The sequence below is a fragment of the Bradyrhizobium sp. SZCCHNRI2009 genome, from assembly GCF_032485115.1.
GTDB lineage: Bacteria > Pseudomonadota > Alphaproteobacteria > Rhizobiales > Xanthobacteraceae > Bradyrhizobium.
This window is the reverse complement of the sequence record NZ_JAUEUH010000004.1, coordinates 70,937-88,718: the sequence shown is the minus strand read 5'-3', so window position 1 is coordinate 88,718 and position 17,782 is coordinate 70,937. Positions and strand designations below refer to the sequence as shown.

At 66.3% G+C, this 17,782-nt stretch carries 15 protein-coding genes; 14 read left to right on the top strand and 1 reads right to left on the bottom strand.

What is annotated here, in order from left to right; genetic code table 11:
• Positions 1-26 precede the first annotated feature (26 nt).
• The 14 genes from QX041_RS15555 to QX041_RS15490 all read left to right on the top strand — a co-directional run bounded on the left by QX041_RS15555 (position 27) and on the right by QX041_RS15490 (position 15,563).
• A complete protein-coding gene (locus QX041_RS15555) occupies positions 27-941 on the top strand; it encodes a DUF1259 domain-containing protein (protein ID WP_315752338.1) in 915 nt (304 codons plus the stop codon).
• 262 nt (positions 942-1,203) lie between these two features.
• Entirely contained in the window at positions 1,204-1,872 is a 669-nt protein-coding gene (locus QX041_RS15550; RefSeq protein ID WP_315752481.1) for a Crp/Fnr family transcriptional regulator, read from the top strand.
• An 88-nt stretch (positions 1,873-1,960) separates the two neighbouring features.
• Positions 1,961-2,164, top strand: a complete 204-nt coding sequence (locus tag QX041_RS15545; RefSeq protein ID WP_315752337.1) for a DUF2892 domain-containing protein — start codon at positions 1,961-1,963, stop codon at positions 2,162-2,164.
• 70 nt (positions 2,165-2,234) lie between these two features.
• On the top strand, positions 2,235-3,122 hold the full coding sequence (locus QX041_RS15540) for an MBL fold metallo-hydrolase (RefSeq protein WP_315752336.1): 888 nt from the start codon (positions 2,235-2,237) through the stop codon (positions 3,120-3,122).
• 151 nt (positions 3,123-3,273) lie between these two features.
• Positions 3,274-3,615, top strand: a complete 342-nt coding sequence (locus tag QX041_RS15535; protein ID WP_316165875.1) for a hypothetical protein — start codon at positions 3,274-3,276, stop codon at positions 3,613-3,615.
• A 177-nt stretch (positions 3,616-3,792) separates the two neighbouring features.
• Positions 3,793-5,907, top strand: a complete 2,115-nt coding sequence (locus QX041_RS15530; protein ID WP_316165874.1) for a protein-disulfide reductase DsbD family protein — start codon at positions 3,793-3,795, stop codon at positions 5,905-5,907.
• Positions 5,904-6,542, top strand: a complete 639-nt coding sequence (locus QX041_RS15525) for a DsbA family protein (RefSeq protein ID WP_315752333.1) — start codon at positions 5,904-5,906, stop codon at positions 6,540-6,542. The genes QX041_RS15530 and QX041_RS15525 overlap by 4 nt, the downstream gene beginning before the upstream one ends.
• A 497-nt stretch (positions 6,543-7,039) precedes the next feature.
• A complete protein-coding gene (locus tag QX041_RS15520; RefSeq protein ID WP_315713553.1) occupies positions 7,040-7,942 on the top strand; it encodes a LysR substrate-binding domain-containing protein in 903 nt (300 codons plus the stop codon).
• Between the two features lie 134 nt (positions 7,943-8,076).
• On the top strand, positions 8,077-9,021 hold the full coding sequence (gene kdgD / locus QX041_RS15515) for a 5-dehydro-4-deoxyglucarate dehydratase (protein WP_316165872.1): 945 nt from the start codon (positions 8,077-8,079) through the stop codon (positions 9,019-9,021).
• A gap of 156 nt (positions 9,022-9,177) precedes the next feature.
• Complete coding sequence (gene gudD / locus QX041_RS15510; RefSeq protein ID WP_316165870.1) at positions 9,178-10,533, top strand: glucarate dehydratase; 1,356 nt, start codon at positions 9,178-9,180, stop codon at positions 10,531-10,533.
• Positions 10,534-10,586: 53 nt separating this feature from the next.
• The gene (locus QX041_RS15505; RefSeq protein WP_316165869.1) at positions 10,587-12,035 is read left to right on the top strand and encodes an aldehyde dehydrogenase family protein; all 1,449 of its coding nucleotides are present in this window, start codon (positions 10,587-10,589) and stop codon (positions 12,033-12,035) included.
• A 147-nt stretch (positions 12,036-12,182) separates the two neighbouring features.
• Positions 12,183-13,724: a galactarate dehydratase gene (gene garD, locus QX041_RS15500; RefSeq protein WP_316165868.1), complete on the top strand. Its 1,542-nt coding sequence runs from the start codon at positions 12,183-12,185 to the stop codon at positions 13,722-13,724.
• A gap of 174 nt (positions 13,725-13,898) precedes the next feature.
• A complete protein-coding gene (locus QX041_RS15495) occupies positions 13,899-14,693 on the top strand; it encodes a class II aldolase/adducin family protein (RefSeq protein ID WP_316165866.1) in 795 nt (264 codons plus the stop codon).
• Between the two features lie 291 nt (positions 14,694-14,984).
• Positions 14,985-15,563, top strand: coding sequence for a hypothetical protein (locus tag QX041_RS15490; protein ID WP_315713559.1), 579 nt, complete (start codon positions 14,985-14,987; stop codon positions 15,561-15,563).
• 718 nt (positions 15,564-16,281) lie between these two features.
• On the opposite strand, the gene QX041_RS15485 is transcribed toward QX041_RS15490, so the two are convergent.
• Positions 16,282-17,730: a PLP-dependent aminotransferase family protein gene (locus tag QX041_RS15485; RefSeq protein WP_315713560.1), complete on the bottom strand. Its 1,449-nt coding sequence runs from the start codon at positions 17,728-17,730 to the stop codon at positions 16,282-16,284.
• Positions 17,731-17,782: the final 52 nt, after the last annotated feature.

The following is a 17,782-nucleotide window of genomic DNA, read 5'->3' as shown; positions in this document are numbered from 1 at the left end:
CAGTGCCAGACCAAAAGGAGCGAACGATGAGAAGCACGATCTGGAGTCTGTTGGGCCTCGGCGCCTGCCTCCTCGCACACGGCGCCGGACCGATTGTCTCGACGGCGCGCGCACAGGACATCGATTGGCAGAAGGTCGACGAGACATTGGGCCGGAAGCCGTCCGTGGCGGGAGACGTCCGCCGGTACGGCTTCCCGCGCACCGATCTCTCGGTGACCCTGGACGGCGTAACCATCAGGCCGGCGCTCGCGCTCGGCGGCTGGGTCGCGTTCAAGCCGGCGCATGGCGCCACCATGATCATGGGCGATCTCGTCCTGCTAGAATCAGAGATCAACCCGGTGATGGCGAAGATGATCGCCGGCGGGCTCGAAATCAGCGCCGTGCACAACCATCTGCTCCGCGCGAGCCCAGCAACGTCCTACATGCATGTCGTCGGTCACGGAGATCCGGTCAAACTCGCGTCCGCCATCCGCGACGCCCTCGCCGACAGCAAGACACCGTTGACGGTTGCGGCGTCGCCGACCACGCCGCCGCCGGCCATCGATCTCGACACGGCACAGCTCGATCAGATCCTGGCGGTCAAAGGACAGGCCAATGGCGGAGTCTATCAGTTCAGCGTGCCGCGACGCGATCCCATCGTCGAGGGCGGACTATCCTTGTCTCCCGTCGCGGCGATGGGCGTCGCGACGGGCATCAACTTCCAGCCTACCGGCGCAGGCAAGGCCGCCGTCACCGGTGACTTCGTGCTGAGCGGGGAGGAGGTGAACCCCGTGATCCGGACGCTCCGTGCCCACGGCATCGAGGTCACGGCGCTGCATAGTCACATGCTGGACGAACACCCCCGCCTCTTCTTCATGCACTTCTGGGCGAACGATGATGCGATCAAGCTCGCCAAGGGTTTGCGGGCGGCGCTCGACAAAACGGCAAGCACCAAGAGCTAAGAGCAAAGAGCCAGGAAAGGCGCGGTCCGAGAGTGTGCGGGCCTTGCTCTGTTGGCAGGTGCGACAACCTTTTGGTCTGGCCCACCTGCAACTTCGCATGCGTGAGACGCCGATCGGTTGCAAGGCAACGCGCTGCCGGAGTCCATGCGAGCTCTCTCGTGGTGCCGAAGATTGGGGACGGGGGGCAGATCCCGTCCCTCGACCCACGCGCGATCCTATGGCAAGTCTGGACGACGCCGATGTGGCGCAGCCGGATGTCGTGATGTCGTCGAAGCAGGACTGGACGCTCGCTTTCCCGCCGTTGCGGCAATTGCCGGAGGAGATCTTCGCGCAGTTGCGCGAGGCCAGCCTCATTGTCGAGCTTCCGGAAGGCAGCCGGATCTTCGGCCCCGGCCAGGCGCCGGACTCCTTCCTGCTGCTGCTGGACGGGACCATCCGCGTGCAGCAGACGTCCGAGTCCGGCCGCGAGATCGTGCTCTACCGCGTCCAGGCAGGCGAGAGCTGCGCGCTGACCACGGCCTGCCTGATGGGTTACGAGGAATACCAGGCCGAGGGCATCGCGGAAACCCGGATCCGTGCAGTGGCGATCCCGCGCGCGCTATTCGACCGGCTGATCGCCAGCTCGCGCGAATTCCGCCAGTTCGTCTTCACCGCATTCAGCCGCCGTGTCACCAATCTCTTCCGCATCATCGAGGAAGTCGCGTTCGAGCGGATCGATGTGCGGCTCGCGCAGAAGCTTCTGGATCTCGCCGGGGCGAAGCAGCAGATCGCTGCGACGCATCAGGAGCTCGCCAACGAGCTCGGCAGCGCGCGCGAGGTCATCAGCCGGCAGCTCAATGAATTCGCGCGGCGCGGCTGGTTGCGAATGGCTCGCGGAATCGTCGAGATCACCGACAGACCGGCGCTCGTCCAGCTGGCCCAGCATGGCTAGGAACCGGCGTCTCTTGGTGACTTAGTTACATACCCGCGCAATGTCCCGCTCTATCGTCTGCATCATCGCAAGCCAAAGGGAGCGCGACATGACACAGAACATTGGCAAGATCGACCGGCTGCTCAGGATCATCGTCGGACTCGCCATCCTCAGTCTCACGGTCGTAGGGCCGCACACCTTGTGGGGCCTTCTGGGCCTGATCCCGCTCGGCACCGCACTGATCGGCTGGTGCCCGCCCTACGCGATGCTCGGCATCAATACCTGCGGAACGAAGTCCAATCCGACGTCTTAGACCGTTCTGGACGACAAAACGGGGCGTGGGCGGCGATGCCGCCCCGGAGCCAAATCGTGGAGCAGCAGCCATGTCCTATCCAATCGATCTCGGCGTGCAGCCGAAGGTGGCCGGATTCTTCGATCCTGACACCAGCACGATCAGCTACGTGGTGAAGGACCCGTCATCGCCGTCCTGCGCGATCGTCGATCCCGTCCTCGACATCGACTACGCGGCCGGCCGCATCAGCACCCGTTCCGCCGACATGCTGATCGACTACGTGAAGATCAACGGCCTCAGGCCGGAGTGGCTGATCGAAACGCATGCGCATGCCGACCATCTCTCCGCTGCGCCCTACATCCAGGACAAGCTCGGCGGCAAGATCGGCATCGGCGAACATATCCTGACCGTGCAGGAGACCTTCGGCAAGGTCTTCAACGAGGGCACGGAATTTCGCCGCGACGGCAGCCAGTTCGACCGGCTGTTCAAGGATGGCGACACCTATCAGGTGGGACAGATGACGGCCTTCGTGATGCACACGCCCGGCCATACGCCGGCCTGTGCCACACATGTGATGGGCGATGCCGCTTTCGTCGGCGACACCCTGTTCATGCCGGACGGGGGAACGGCGCGGGCCGATTTTCCAGGCGGCAATGCGCGCACGCTGTACCGCTCGATCCGGAAGATCCTTGAGACGCTGCGGCGCGAGACCCGACTGTTCATGTGTCATGACTATGCCCCAAACGACCGCGCGGTGCGCTGGGAAACGACCGTCGGCGAGGAGCGACTCCACAACATCCACGCGCGAGACGGGATGACCGAGAACGAGTTCGTCGCGCTCCGCGAGGCCCGCGACAAGACGCTCGGCATGCCGCGCCTGATCATTCCATCACTTCAGGTCAACATCCGCGCCGGACATCTGCCTCCCGCGGACGCGACGGGAAAGACATTCCTGAAGGTACCGATCAACGTACTTTGAGAACCACTCGCTTTGCTCACGCGATGCCGGCTTGGCCGCGAGCTCGCGGTGTCACGAAGATGTCAGTTGCCAAGAGCGGCCGGTCTGCGCGACCAGTCCAAACTGGAGAAATTGATCCAAGATGAGGCGTGCTGATTTCGAGATGCCAGCGATGACACGCCGCCTGATAGCGGCGCTGATCGCGCTCGTCTTGAGTCTGGCGCCTCTGCTCGGAACGTTCGAGGTTGCAACGGCAGACGCCGGTGCCGGTGCGCACCAATGGTCCCGAACGACCACGAGCGCGCCCAAGCCCTGCAGGAAGGCCGTCATCCCGGGCATGATCAACACGTGTCCGTTTGCCGCGGCTGGTCTGACCGCCGTCCCGGCGAGCGACAGTGCGGCGGCGCAGCCGGTTGCCGCCTCCCGGACGCTGTCCTGGCGCCCCTATGACGAGGCGCTGACAACGCAATGCGACGCGTCCTCGCCCTACCGTCCCCCCTGTCGCCACGCCTGATCCTTCCGTCGTCATCGGCTTACGGGCCGCGTAACGTCGTGACTTGAGCGGACGAATATCCACCATCGATCGTGCGTCGTGCAGGTCGGCTTAAGGTGCCCATTGCCAGGCGCGCCTTGCGCCGGGTCGCGCAGCGCAACTGCCACGCAATGCACGATCAGCGCGCGGGAGATCATCATGTCCATCCGTCATCTTGGCCGGCTCGCATGGCTGCTCGGCCTGCTCCATCTTGCGGCGACGACCGCTGTCGCGGGCGAGCTGCGCCCGCAGGCGAACGTCGACACGCGCCTGCTGGTCGGCGACGTCACGCGAGCAGACGGCGGCCCGGCCGCGGCATGGGCCGGACTGGATGTCAGGCTGGATGCAGGCTGGCACACCTATTGGCGCTCACCCGGCGATGCCGGCGCGCCACCCGAATTCGACTGGAGCGGCTCACGCAACGTCGCCGATGTCACCGTCGAATGGCCGGCGCCGAGCCGCTTCAGCGAGCAGGATATCGACACGTTCGGCTACGCTGAGCACGTGCTGTTTCCGTTGCGCGTGCGGCTCGAGGATGGAGCGGCGCCCGCACATCTCACACTGAAAATGGTGCTGTTCGTCTGCTCGGTCATCTGCACCCAGCAGGAGGCCCATCTCGAGGCCGACATCCCCGCCGTCTCGCACCTGCCGAACGATCAGGCGCTGATCGACGAATGGCGGCAGAGCGTCCCCCGCGCGAGCTCGCCGGGGCTCTCCATCACGGCGTTGCGCATCGATCGGCAACCAAAGCCGCATCTGCAGCTCGAGGCGCATGCGACGCCGCCGCTGCACGCGCCCGACGTCTTCCTTGATGGGAACGATGCCGTGTCCGGCGGCCGTCCCCGGGTGAGCCCGATGTCGGACGGCGGCGTACGGATCACCGTGCCGGTGCAAGGCCTCGATCAGGCCAGTCCGGGACAACGCCTGCGGGTCACCCTGGTCGATGGCGACCGATCGATCGAGGCCATGCTTCCGGTGGATGCCGATCAAGCTGCTCGCGCTTCTGCGGCCAAAGCAGCCACACCGGCACCGCGTCCTTCGGCGGCATCGATCTGGACCATGCTCGGCGTGGCCCTGCTCGGCGGCTTCATCCTCAACTTCATGCCCTGCGTGTTTCCGGTGTTGTCGCTGAAGCTCGTGTCGCTGGTCGATCACGATCCCGCACACGCGCCCTCGCCGCGCCGGGCATTCCTGGCGACGGCGGCCGGCATCGTCGCCTCGTTCGTGACACTTGCCACCGTCCTCTCCGCACTCAAGGCCGCGGGCGCCGAGGTCGGCTGGGGCTTGCAGTTTCAGCAGCCCGCTTTCCTCATCGCGATGATCATCGTGCTCGCGGCATTCGGTGCCAACCTGCTCGGCCTGTTCGAGATCAGCCTGCCGTGGTGGATCGCCGGCCGCCTTGGCAACGCCGCGAGCCACAGGACGATGGCAGGTCATGCCATCAACGGCTTCGTCATGACGCTGCTGGCCACGCCGTGCTCCGCGCCGTTCGTCGGGACCGCCGTCGCTTTTGCGCTGTCGCAGGCCGCACCGCAAATCCTGCTGGTGTTCACCACGCTCGGGCTCGGCATGGCTGCGCCATATCTGTCTCTGGCCGCGGCGCCAGGCCTTGCCGCACTCTTCCCGCGGCCCGGCCGCTGGATGCTGAAGCTGCGCGTGCTTGCAGCGCTCGCGATGGCGGCGACCGCGCTATGGCTGCTGATCGTGCTCGCCGACATCAGTGGACCCTCGACTGCGGCCGTCCTTGCCGCTGCGCTGCTTGTCCCCGCTCTGATCATGGCGTCGCTCCGCTTCCCGTTGCGGCGAACGATCGCCGGAGCCGGCCTCGCCGGCACGATCGGACTGGTGCTGATCGCCGCCACCTCCGTCAAGCAGCCGGACGGCGCAAGCCGGCCGGCCGGAATCGCCTGGCAACCGCTGGTGCCCGCCGAGATCACGGCGCAGGTGCGGGCCGGTCACACGGTCTTCGTCGACATCGGCGCCAGCTGGTGCGTCACCTGCAAGGTCAACGAGAAGCTCGTGCTCGACAGCACGGCCGTGCGCAGCCGACTGGCGTCGGGCGTCGTTGCCGTCAAGGCGGACTGGACCTCACCCAGCGACGCGATCGCGACCTATCTCCGATCCTTTGGCCGCTACGGCCTGCCGTTCAACGTCGTGTTCGGCCCCGGAGCTCCTAACGGCATCCTGCTCCCCGAACTGCTGACGCCGCAGACCGTGCTGGACGCCATCGACACCGCCTCGACCATCCCTCATCAGGAGAACGACAAGTCATGACCACGAAGACCTTTGCCGCATCGATCGCCATGCTGCTGCTGTTGACTGCGGCCATCCTGCCGATCCAGTCTCGCGCCGAGGACGACGACACCGACATTCTGAGCGAAGCGCGCATCCTGCACGATCCCGCCATCCCTGCTGTCGGAAACGCCGAGGGCGACATCACGATCGTCGAGTATTTCGACTATCAGTGTCCGTATTGCCGCAAGATCAGCCCGGAGCTCGCCAAGGTGGTTCGCGACGACGGTCACGTCCGTCTCGTCTTCAAGGATTGGCCGATCTTCGGCGGCGCCTCGATCTACGCGGCACGCCTCACCCTGGCGGCGAGATATCAGGACAAGTTCGCCGAGGCCCATGAGGCGCTGATCTCGCTCAATGAGAAGCTGTCCGAGGCCAAGGTCGATGCGGCGCTCAGCGGTGCCGGAATCGACCTCGCCCGCGCCAAGGCCGACCTCGCGGCCAAGCACGCCGACATCGACGCCGTGCTCGCGCGCAATCACGAGCAGGCCACGGGCCTCGGCTTCCGCGGCACGCCGGCCTTCATCATCGGCCATTTCCGCATCCCCGGCGTCCCCAATGCACAGGCTTTCAAGCAGGCCATTGCGGATGCCCGCGCTGCTGCATCCGCCAAGTGAGCAGGCACCTGACGCTCGCCATGGACAGCCGCAGCGCCGCGCCCGCAACGTGCGGCTCAGTAGCTGGCCACAACGGAGAAGGAGATCTCGTTCCGGACGTTTGGGACAGCGGAGCTTCCTGATTCACTTCCGCGATAGGATAGAGTGAGGTCGTGATGCGGTTGGCCGGCACGGTCAGGCCGATCTCGGCATTGGCGAGGTGGCAGCCGGGGTCGTCGGCCGCGGCATGGCCGGCGATGCGCGGCGCACGCCGCGGGCGTATTGCATTGCAGATGTCAACATGTGCGCGGGCACCACGGCGGCCGGCGACTCGGGATTGCATCATCGCTTCGCTCCGCGCATGACGGCCGCGGCAGGCAGTGGCCCCGCCTGATGCGAACCGCCGAGCTGGGCGCGTCTGCCAAGCCGCGGCCGATGATCCCGCCAACATTCCCACGGCACCCAATCGATGCTACCAAGCCCGCACAATCCGCCGTATCCATGCCGAGGACGCATCGATGTTCGACCTCAACCAGCTGCGCTGCTTCGTCACCGTGGCCGAGGAGCTGCATTTCGGCCGCGCCGCGATCCGGCTCAACATGACGCAGCCGCCGCTGTCGCGGCAGATCCAGGTGCTGGAGCACATCATCGATGCGGTGCTGCTGGAGCGCACCAGCCGCTCGGTCAAGCTGACGCCGGCCGGGCGCAGCTTTTTGCCCGAGGCACGGCGCATCCTGAAAATGGCCGAGAGCGCCGCCCAGGTGGCGCAGCGCATTGCCAGCGGCAAGAGCGGCTCGCTCAAGATCGGCTTCACCGCGGCCGCGGCTTACAGCTTCCTGCCCGATCTGGTCGCCGCCTGCCGCAGCGAGCTTCCAGAAGCCGATCTGTCGCTGAAGGAAATGGTCTCCGGCGACCAGATCGAGGCGCTGGCCTCCGGCCAGATCGACGCCGGCCTGCTGCGGCCGCCGATCGCGCGCCCCGAATTCGCCACCCGCCGCGTCGTCGCCGAGCCGCTCTGCGCCGCGCTGCCGCGCCGCCATCGTCTCGCCTCCGCCGAGGCCGTGTCGATCCGTGATTTCGACGGCCAGAACTTCATCATGTATTCGCAGACCGAGGCGCGCTATTTCCACGATCTCCTGGTGTCGCAGTTCATGCGTGCAGAGGTGTTGCCCCGCTACGTGCAGCACCTGAGCCAGATCCACTCGATCCTGGCGATGGTGCGCGCCGGCCTCGGGCTTGCGATCGTGCCCGAAGCTGCCTCCAGCCTGAAGATCGCCGATGTCCGGCTGCGGCCGCTGAAGCTGCGCAACCCGACGCCGGCCGAGCTGTTCCTGGTCTGGCGGCGCGATCACGACAATCCGCTGCTGCCGGCACTGGTCGAGCTGGCCGGCAATCTCGCCGTGCAGCACGCGGAAGATTGATATCTGATCTGCATCAATCGATACCATCATTGGCTTGGACCGGCATCGAACTTGGTCCTACGACATCGCCCGGGGGAATGCGCGCCGGCGCCGGCCGCGCCCGTTCCCAAGGACATTCGTGAAGGACCCGCGCGATGAGCAAGATGACCCCGACGGAAATGGCTGCGAAGATCGGCAGCGGCCTGCTCTCCTTCCCCGTGACGCCGTTCAAGGCCGACTATTCGTTCGACGAGGCCACCTATCGCGCCAACATGGACTGGCTGTGCGGCTATGACGTCGCGGGCCTGTTCGCTGCCGGCGGCACCGGCGAGTTCTTCTCGCTGACCGCCGCCGAGGTGCCGGAGGTGGTCAAGGTCGCGGTCGACGAGACCAAGGGCCGCGTGCCCGTGCTCGCTGGCACCGGCTACGGCACCGCGATCGCGCGCGAGATCGCGATTGGCGCCGAGAAGGCCGGCGCCGACGGCCTCCTGCTGCTGCCGCCCTATCTGATGCATGCCGAGCAGGACGGCCTCGCCGCCCATGTCGAGGCGGTCTGCAAATCGGTCAAGATCGGCGTCATCGTCTACAACCGCGACAACGCCATCCTGCAGCCGGACACCCTGGCACGGCTGTGCGAGCGCTGCCCGAACCTGGTCGGCTACAAGGACGGCATCGGCGACATCGAGCTGATGACCCGTGTCTACACCAGGATGGGCGACCGCCTGACCTATATCGGCGGCCTGCCGACCGCCGAGACCTTCGCCCTGCCCTATCTCGACATGGGCGTGACGACCTACTCCTCGGCCGTGTTCAACTTCGTGCCGGAGTTCGCGACGAACTTCTATGCCGCAGTGCGCAAGCGCGACCACGCCACCATCCAGGCCGGATTGAAGGATTTCATTTTGCCGCTGATCGCGATACGCAACCGCAAGAAGGGCTACGCGGTCTCGATCATCAAGGCCGGCATGAAGGTGATCGGCCGCGATTCCGGCCCTGTCCGCCTGCCGCTGACCGATCTGACCGCGGAGGAGATGGCGGAGCTGACGGCGCTGGTGAAGGCGCCGCCGGGCGCCGTCTCGGCACAGCAGGCGGCGGAGTGATCTTGCTGTCATTCCGGGGCAAGGCCGCAAGGCCTTGAACCCGGAATCTCCGAGTTGATGGATAAGAAGAGACGCAAGCCAATCTCTGGATTCCGGGTTCAGCCCTGACGGGCTGCCCCGGAATGACGGAGATAGGAAGAAGACCGGGAGGAGCACATGAGTCACGCAGCCACCAGCACCGGAATCTCCGGCGCGCCGGTCGTCACCGGCATGGAGGTCATTCCGGTGGCCGGCCGTGACAGCATGCTGCTCAATCTCAGCGGCGCGCATGGGCCGTTCTTCACCCGCAACCTCGTCATCCTCACAGACAATGCCGGCCACACTGGCGTCGGCGAGGTGCCCGGCGGAGAGAAGATCCGGCAGACGCTGGAGGATGCGAAGAGCCTGATCGTGGGCAGGAGCATCGGCGCCTGTAACACCATCCTCGCCACGATGCGTACCGCCTTCGCCGATCGTGACGCCGGCGGCCGCGGCAAGCAGACCTTCGATCTGCGCGTCATGATCCATGCGGTGACCGCAGTCGAATCCGCGCTGCTCGACCTGCTCGGCCAGCATCTCGGCCTGCCGGTGGCGGCCCTGCTCGGCGAAGGCCAGCAGCGCGCCTCCGTCGAGGCGCTCGGCTATCTGTTCTTCATCGGCGACCGCAAGAAGACCGACCTGCCCTACGCCACCGGCGAGCGCGAGAAGGACGGCTGGTATACGCTGCGACATCAGGAGGCGATGACGCCCGAAGCTGTGGTGCGGCTCGCCGAGGCGACGCACGACGCCTATGGCTTCGCCGACTTCAAGCTGAAGGGCGGCGTGCTCAAGGGCGAAGCCGAGATCGAGGCGGTGACCGCCATCGCAAAACGCTTCCCGCAGGCGCGCGTTACGCTCGACCCCAACGGCGCCTGGTCGCTCGATGAAGCGATCCGGCTGTGCAAGGACATGCACGGCATCCTGGCCTATGCCGAGGACCCCTGCGGCGCCGAGGCCGGCTTCTCCGGCCGCGAGATCATGGCCGAGTTCCGCCGCGCCACGGGCCTGCCGACCGCGACCAACATGATCGCCACCGACTGGCGGCAGCTCAGCCATGCGCTGCGGCTCGGGGCGGTCGACATTCCCTTGGCCGACCCCCATTTCTGGACCATGCAGGGCTCGGTGCGCGTCGCCCAGACCTGCCGCGACAATGGTCTGACCTGGGGTTCGCACTCCAACAACCATTTCGACATTTCGCTGGCGATGTTCACCCACGTGGCCGCCGCTGCGCCGGGCAAGGTCACCGCCATCGACACCCACTGGATCTGGCAGGACGGCCAGGCGCTGACCAAGGCGCCGCTGCAGATCAAGGGCGGCAGGATCGCCGTGCCCGAGCAACCTGGGCTCGGTGTCGAGGTTGACCGCGGCGCCATCGAAAAGGCCCATGCGCTGTACAAGAGCCACGGGCTCGGTGCACGCGACGACGCCGTCGCAATGCAGTATCTGATCCCCGGCTGGACCTTCGACGACAAGCGCCCCTGTCTCGTGCGATGACGGGGGCGATCGGTTAGATTGTCCGAGCAATCGCGCAAAGTCTGGAGAACAACATGAACGCGATCCTCAAGAATTTCATCGCCGGCGAGTGGGTCGACGGCAGCGGGGTGACCCGCAACATCAACCCGTCCAACACCAACGACGTCGTCGGCGAATACGCCAAGGCCGACAAGGCGCAGACCGAGAAGGCGATCGCCGCCGCCAAGGCCGCCTTCCCGGCCTGGTCGCGCTCGACGCCGCAGGAGCGCTATGACGCGCTCAACAAGATCTCGGCGGAGATCCTGTCGCGCAAGGAAGAGCTCGGCCGCCTGCTGGCGCGCGAGGAGGGCAAGACGCTGCCGGAGGGCATCGGCGAGGTCGCCCGTGCCGGCCAGATCTTTGCGTTCTTTGCCGGCGAGGCGCTGCGCCTCACCGGCGAGAAGGGCGCCTCGGTCCGTCCGGGCCTCGACGTCGAGATCACCCGCGAGGCCGTCGGCGTCGTCGGCATGATCACGCCCTGGAATTTCCCGATCGCGATCCCCGCCTGGAAGATCGCGCCCGCGCTCTGCTACGGCAACACGGTCGTGTTCAAGCCGGCGGAGCTGGTGCCCGGCTCGGCGCATGCGCTGTCCGAGATCATCGCGCGCTCCGGCCTTCCCGCCGGCGTCTTCAACCTCGTCGTCGGCTCCGGCTCGGTGGTCGGCCAGACCCTGCTCGAGCATCCGGACGTTCACGCGATCTCCTTCACCGGCTCGGTCGGCACGGGGCGCAAGATCGCGCAGGCCTGCGTGCTGTCGAACCCGATGAAGAAGTTCCAGCTGGAGATGGGCGGCAAGAATCCGATGGTCGTGCTCGACGATGCCGACGTCAAGGTCGCGGTCGAAGCCTGTGTCAACGGCTCCTATTTCTCGACCGGCCAACGCTGCACGGCGTCCTCGCGCCTGATCGTCACCGAGGGCATCCACGACAAGTTCGTCGCGGCGATGACCGAGCGGCTCAAGGGCCTCGTGGTCGATGACGCCGTCAAGCAGGGCACCCATATCGGCCCGGTGGTCGACGCCAACCAGCTCGAGCAGGATCAGCGCTATCTCAAGATCGGCCAGGACGAAGGAGCCAAGCTCACCTGGGGCGGCGAGCTGCTCAACCGCGAGACGCCCGGCTTCTACATGCAGCCAGCGCTGTTCACCGAGGCCACCAACGCGATGCGCATTGCCCGCGAGGAGATCTTCGGACCGGTCGCCTGCGTCATCCGCGCCGAGAACTACGACGAGGCGCTGGCGATCGCCAACGACACCGAGTTCGGCCTCGCGGCCGGCGTCTGCACCACCAGCCTGAAATACGCCTCGCACTTCAAGCGCAACAGCGAGGCCGGCATGGTGATGGTCAATTTGCCGACCGCCGGCGTCGACTATCACGTCCCGTTCGGCGGCCGCAAAGGCTCGAGCTACGGCGCCCGCGAGCAGGGCTCCTACGCGCGGGAATTCTACACGACGGTGAAGACGGCCTACACCTTCCCGGTGTGAGCCTCGTCCGCCGTGAGCTACCAGACGGGCCGCATCGACGGTCCACTCCCTCTCCCCGTTCTTACGGGGAGAGGGGATGAAAGAAGGAAGTAGGCGGGCACGGCGCTCCGCGCCTTTGCCCACCCACCGGAGCGGAACGGAGCCAGCATGAACCAGCAGGTCGTCGCCAACCAGGAGCCCCGCATCATCAAGCTCAACGCGCGCGACAACGTCGCGATCGTGGTGAACGATTTCGGCCTGCCTGCCGGCACCAAATTTCCCGATGGCCTGACGCTGAGGAGCTTCGTCCCGCAGGGCCACAAGACCGCACTGGTCGACATCGCCGAGGGCGCGCCGATCGTCCGCTACGGCGAGATCATCGGCTATGCGAAGTCGCCGATCGCATCCGGCGAATGGGTGGACGAGGCTCGCATCGACATGCCTGAGGCCCCTGCCCTCGATCAGCTCGAAATCTCCACCGCGGTGCCGGCGCCGCTGCCGCCGCTCGAAGGCTACACCTTCGAAGGCTATCGCAATCGCGACGGCTCGGTCGGCACCCGCAACGTGCTCGGCATCTCGACCTCGGTCCAGTGCGTCAAGGGCACGCTCGAATTCGCGATCAAGCGCATCAAGAGCGAGCTGCTGCCGAAGTACCCGAACGTCGATGACGTCGTCGCGCTCACCCACGCCTATGGCTGCGGCGTCGCGATCACGGCGCCAGATGCCGTGGTGCCGATCCGAACCCTGCAGAACCTCGCACTGAACCCGAATTTCGGCGGCGAGATCCTGGTCGTCGGCCTCGGCTGCGAGAAGCTCGCGCCGGAGCGGCTGCTGCCGGAGGGCACTGAAGACTCGATCGTCCGCATGCAGGACGAAGCGTTCGACGGCTTCGGCGCCATCGTCGACGCCATCATGACCCAGGCCGACCGTCGCCTCGCCGACCTCAACAAGCGCAAGCGCGAGACCTGCCCGGCGTCCGATCTCGTCATCGGCCTGCAATGCGGCGGCAGCGATGCGTTCTCTGGCGTCACCGCCAACCCTGCAGTGGGCTTCGCCGCCGACCTGCTGGTCCGTGCCGGCGCCACCGTGATGTTCTCGGAGGTGACCGAGGTTCGCGACGCGATCCAATTGCTGACCCGGCGCGCCATCAACGAGGACGTCGGCCGCGCGCTGATCCGTGAGATGGACTGGTACGATTCCTATCTCGCGCGCGGCGGCGCCGATCGCAGCGCCAACACGACGCCCGGCAACAAGAAGGGCGGCCTCGCCAACATCGTCGAGAAGTCGCTGGGCTCGATCGTGAAGTCGGGCTCCGGTCCGATCCACGGCGTGCTGGCGCCGGGCGAGAAGGCCAGGCAAAAGGGCATGCTGTTCGCGGCAACGCCGGCCTCCGACTTCATCTGTGGCACCTTGCAGCTCGCATCCGGCATGACCTTGCAGGTGTTCACCACGGGCCGCGGTACGCCCTACGGCCTTGCGGCGGCGCCCGTCATCAAGGTCGCGACCCGCAGCGAGTTGGCGCGGCGCTGGAAGGATCTGATCGACTTCGACGCTGGCCGCATCGCCACCGGCGAGATGACGATCGAGGAAACCGGCTGGGAGTTGTTCAAGCTGATCCTCGAGGTCGCGAGCGGCCGCATCAAGCCGTGGTCGGATCGCTGGGGCATCCACAACGATCTGACCTTGTTCAATCCGGCTCCGGTGACCTGAGGGAGCGCTCACCCTGCCATGCCAATTGCCTCGCTCAAACCTCTCCCCGTCATTGCGAGCGAAGCGAAGCAATCCAGGGTCCCGCCCACCATCCTGGATTGCTTCGCTTCGCTCGCAACGACGCGTATGTTGAAGCAACGAGCCTAGACAACGAAGGCCGGGAGGAAGAGCCAGATGTCCAGCTTCAGCCGCTTCGCCGCGATTGCCGTAGCAGCCTTCCTCCTCTCCGCCGGCCCTTCCCGCGCCCAAGACGCCATCCCTGGTGTCCCCCGCGAGCTGCTCGAGGACATCGCGACCGGCAGCCGCATCCTCGCCGATCTCGGCGTCGTCGACGCCTTCGGCCATGTCAGCGCGCGGCATCCCACCAATCCGCACCACTTCCTGATGGCACGCTCGATCGCGCCGGCGCAGGTCACAGCCAATGACATCATGGAGTTCGACGAGAACGGCGAACCGGTCGATGCGAAGAACCGCGCCGTATTCCTCGAGCGCTTCATCCATGCCGAGATCTACAAGGCGCGTCCGGACGTCAGCGCCGTGGTGCATACGCATTCGCCGGGCGTCGTGCCGTTCAGCGTCAGCCGCACGGCCTTGAAGCCGCTGTATCACAATGCGGCCTTTCTCGGCGACGGCGCGCCGGTGTGGGACATTGGCAAGGAGTTCGGCGCCACCAACATGCTGGTCAGCAACAATGTGATCGGCAAATCGCTGGCGGCCACGCTTGGCGACAAATCGGTGGTGCTGATGCGCGGCCACGGCGACGTTGCGGTTGGACCGTCGGTCAAGGCCGCCGTGTTCCGTGCCTATTACACCGACGTCAATGCGAAGCTGCAGGCGCAGGCGATCGGGCTCGGCAGCGACGTCACCTATCTCAGTGCCGAGGAGGCCGCCAAGGCCGACGCAGTCAACATGGTGATCATGGATCGCGCCTGGTCGCTGTGGAAGCACAAGGCGCAGTCGGCGAAGTAGTCCCGGAGATTGAAGATCATTCCGGGGTAGCGCCGCCCCGGAATCCTGTGACGCGCCGAGCCCGCTGCACCGCGCCTTCCGTCTCGACATGGAGCGCGAGCGAGCGCGCGGCGTGCGCACGGAACTTTCCATTCCTTTTACGGTATCGGCCGACCGCCCGTGCCGTACAGCGCCGGGCTTGCGCTGGCGCGATGTGCACTGCCGCACCGGTGTCCGACCTCTTTTTGCCGCAAAGCTGACACATCGCTTAACCTCTCGCGCTGTCATGATTCCTCCAGGCTCACCCCGCGGATGCCCCTGCATTTTCTTCGTCTTGCTGCCGTTGCGCTCGGTCTCTTCCTGGGTACGCCCTGCCTGGCTCAGCAGCCGATGCCGGTGACGAGCTCGCCGGAGGAGCGGCCCGACATCGATCTCTACGCGCTGATGTCCGGCACCTGCCGGACCGCGAAGGTCGACGGCCGCGAATTTTCCTGCAAGACGGTGGCGTTCTTTCACAGCGAGAAGGGGCGCGCCCATTTCACCGTCGCGCTCGACGATCCCGCTGACGAGAGCCACATCATCGCGTTCTCCGGCATCAATGGCCGCAGGTCGATCCAGAACGTCTACGAACTGCCGATCGACAGGATGCTGCTGAATTCCAAGCATCGCCCGAAGGTCGATGGCATTCCGGTGCCGGTGACGAAGAGCTCGGCCGGCATGTGCCGTCAGGTCGGCAACTTCGCGATGCTCAAGGTCACGAGCGTGACCTGCTCCGCCAAGGACGACAGCGGCCGCGCCTATGAGCTGCAGTTCGTCTCCGACGGCACGCCCATCACCTTGCGCCGGGTGCGCCAGACGATGACGAACGCCGAGCACAATCCCTATGAATGAGCGCGTCGCGATTGCGGCGACCGCGCGCATCCGCGTCGCCTGACGCATCTGCTCCAATCCGCATCTCGAACAGCCATGAACATGAGGGCGCGTTCTCGCGGCAGATGATGCCCGAGGCTTACGATCCGTCTCGCCCTTTCGAAGTGCAAAGGGCGCAGGGAATGCCGGGTGAAGGCCTCACCCATGGCCCGCCTGCGGAAAGAAATGCAGGCGGCAGGTACCACAGGCAAAGCCGGTTCAACCCGGCATTCCCTGCGCGATGGTCTCCACGCTTATACGCAGTCTCCCTGGTGCGCCGGGCTTGTTGGCCACCATTGCGACAATGCACTCGCGCGCATTGCGCGTGATACCAGCATCGGGGTATCAGGACGCTGCGACTTCACGTCCGCGCATCGCCGTTCGTCCGCACGCCTGACAGCATGCTGCGGCAACAGCGCGGCCATCGCATCCCCACCTCGCGTGTCGTGACGATCGCGCGCTACGCCCCTCTGCGGTGAGGCGGGATGCGCTACCAAAGCACGATTTTCGAAAAAACGAAAGAAGAAAATGCAGGCGCCCGATCGGTCGTCAAAAGCGCGTTGAACGAATTGAACAAAATCCAGACCGGCGTGTTGCGCGCGACACGCAAGCGGAGCCTCTGTGCAGATTCGCAGGAGCTCATGGCCCTGTTGATTTGCCCGACGTGCCGGCTCGGCCACACTCGTGGCATCGATGATGCTCAGCGCGGGCGCGCCGCCCCGCCCAAGATGTCCTGGGTGGCGCGTCCGAGCCGCCTGGCGGCATCGGCGAGATCCTTCGCTGCAAATCCCGAATAGCCCAGGATGAAACCGTCGGGCCCGCGCTGCACGATCCGCGCATCCGACAACAGCCGGCATTCGATGCCGGCCCGGTCGCGGATCAGTTTCGCCGCGCCCTTCGGGGCTGCGGGCGGCAAGGTCGCCAGCAGATGCAACCCTTGCGACGGCGCGGCCAGTTGCAGGCTGCCTTTGCCGTGCTTGGCGAGCGCGTCGGCGACGACATCGCGCGCCTGGCGATAGCGCGGGCGCAGCCGCCGCATGTGCGCCGCGAGCACGCCGTCGGCCATCAGGTCGGCCAGAGCGTCCTGCATGAAGGCCGGCGGAAACCGGTCCTGCGCCGCGCGCGCCGCGACGACCCGCGCGACCAGCGCCGGCGGCACCACGAGGTAGCCGAGCCGCAGTCCCGCGAACAGCGTCTTGCCGAAGGTGCCGAGATAGATGACGCGCTCGCCGCCGATGCCGGCCAGCGCGGTCAGCGGCGGGCCGGCAAAGCGGTACTCGCTGTCGTAGTCGTCCTCGAAGATGTAGGCGTCCGCCCTGCGCGCCCAGTCGAGCAGCGCGATGCGCCGCGCCATGCTCATCGCAACGCCGGTCGGAAACTGATGCGATGGCGTCACGTAGGCGGCCTTGGCCGCCATGTGCGCCGTCTCGCCCGAGCTCACCACGATGCCTTCGTCATCGACGGGCACCGGGACCAGCTTCGCGCCGGTCGTGCTCAACGTGTGGCGCGAGGCGACATAGCCGGGATCCTCGAACCAGACGGGATCGCCCGGCGCAAGCAACGCGTCGATGCATAGCCGCAGGCCATGCTGGGTGCCGCTCACGATGAGAATGCAGCTTGGGTCGCAGCGTACGCCGCGATTGGCGGCAAGGTAGTGCGCGACCTGGGTGCGCAGATGCAGGCTGCCGCGCGGATCGCCATAGCCGAGCTCATCCGGCGCGGCGTGGGCGATGCGGCGCCGGCTGGCCGCGGCGAGTCGCCGCAAGAGCACGGGATCGACCAGCGTGCAGCCGAGCGCGAACGGCCGGCGCGGCGGAATGCGAACATCCAGCTCAGCGACCGGCGCGGCGACCTGCGGTGCGGGCAGCCGTGCCGCGACATAGGTGCCGGCGCCGTGGCGCGCCTCGACCAGGCCGTCCGACAGCAGCGCTTCATAGGCTGCGACGATCGCGTTGCGGCGAACACCGAGCTGCTCGGCGAGCCCGCGCGTCGAAGGCAGACGAAGGCCGGGCACGAGCAGGCCGTCGACGATGCCGGTCCGCAGCGCGCCGTGCACCTGCTGCGACTGGCTGCGGATGGTGCGGTCGAGGTGGATCGGCAGCGCCAGCACGTCGTCGCGGCGCCGCGAAGTGGTTGCCTGCTTTCGCATCGAAGTGGAACTCCCGGCAACCACTTTGCCATGGCATGACGTCGACGGAAAC

Excerpts from the sequence above, each read along its gene's own strand:
- QX041_RS15555 (WP_315752338.1), top strand. The coding sequence starts at position 27 with ATGAGAAGCACGATCTGGAGTCTGTTGGGCCTCGGCGCCTGCCTCCTC.
- QX041_RS15550 (WP_315752481.1), top strand. The coding sequence starts at position 1,204 with ATGTCGTCGAAGCAGGACTGGACGCTCGCTTTCCCGCCGTTGCGGCAA.
- QX041_RS15545 (WP_315752337.1), top strand. The coding sequence starts at position 1,961 with ATGACACAGAACATTGGCAAGATCGACCGGCTGCTCAGGATCATCGTC.
- QX041_RS15540 (WP_315752336.1), top strand. The coding sequence starts at position 2,235 with ATGTCCTATCCAATCGATCTCGGCGTGCAGCCGAAGGTGGCCGGATTC.
- QX041_RS15535 (WP_316165875.1), top strand. The coding sequence starts at position 3,274 with ATGACACGCCGCCTGATAGCGGCGCTGATCGCGCTCGTCTTGAGTCTG.
- QX041_RS15530 (WP_316165874.1), top strand. The coding sequence starts at position 3,793 with ATGTCCATCCGTCATCTTGGCCGGCTCGCATGGCTGCTCGGCCTGCTC.
- QX041_RS15525 (WP_315752333.1), top strand. The coding sequence starts at position 5,904 with ATGACCACGAAGACCTTTGCCGCATCGATCGCCATGCTGCTGCTGTTG.
- QX041_RS15520 (WP_315713553.1), top strand. The coding sequence starts at position 7,040 with ATGTTCGACCTCAACCAGCTGCGCTGCTTCGTCACCGTGGCCGAGGAG.
- kdgD (WP_316165872.1), top strand. The coding sequence starts at position 8,077 with ATGAGCAAGATGACCCCGACGGAAATGGCTGCGAAGATCGGCAGCGGC.
- gudD (WP_316165870.1), top strand. The coding sequence starts at position 9,178 with ATGAGTCACGCAGCCACCAGCACCGGAATCTCCGGCGCGCCGGTCGTC.
- QX041_RS15505 (WP_316165869.1), top strand. The coding sequence starts at position 10,587 with ATGAACGCGATCCTCAAGAATTTCATCGCCGGCGAGTGGGTCGACGGC.
- garD (WP_316165868.1), top strand. The coding sequence starts at position 12,183 with ATGAACCAGCAGGTCGTCGCCAACCAGGAGCCCCGCATCATCAAGCTC.
- QX041_RS15495 (WP_316165866.1), top strand. The coding sequence starts at position 13,899 with ATGTCCAGCTTCAGCCGCTTCGCCGCGATTGCCGTAGCAGCCTTCCTC.
- QX041_RS15490 (WP_315713559.1), top strand. The coding sequence starts at position 14,985 with ATGCCCCTGCATTTTCTTCGTCTTGCTGCCGTTGCGCTCGGTCTCTTC.
- QX041_RS15485 (WP_315713560.1), bottom strand. The coding sequence starts at position 17,730 with ATGCGAAAGCAGGCAACCACTTCGCGGCGCCGCGACGACGTGCTGGCG.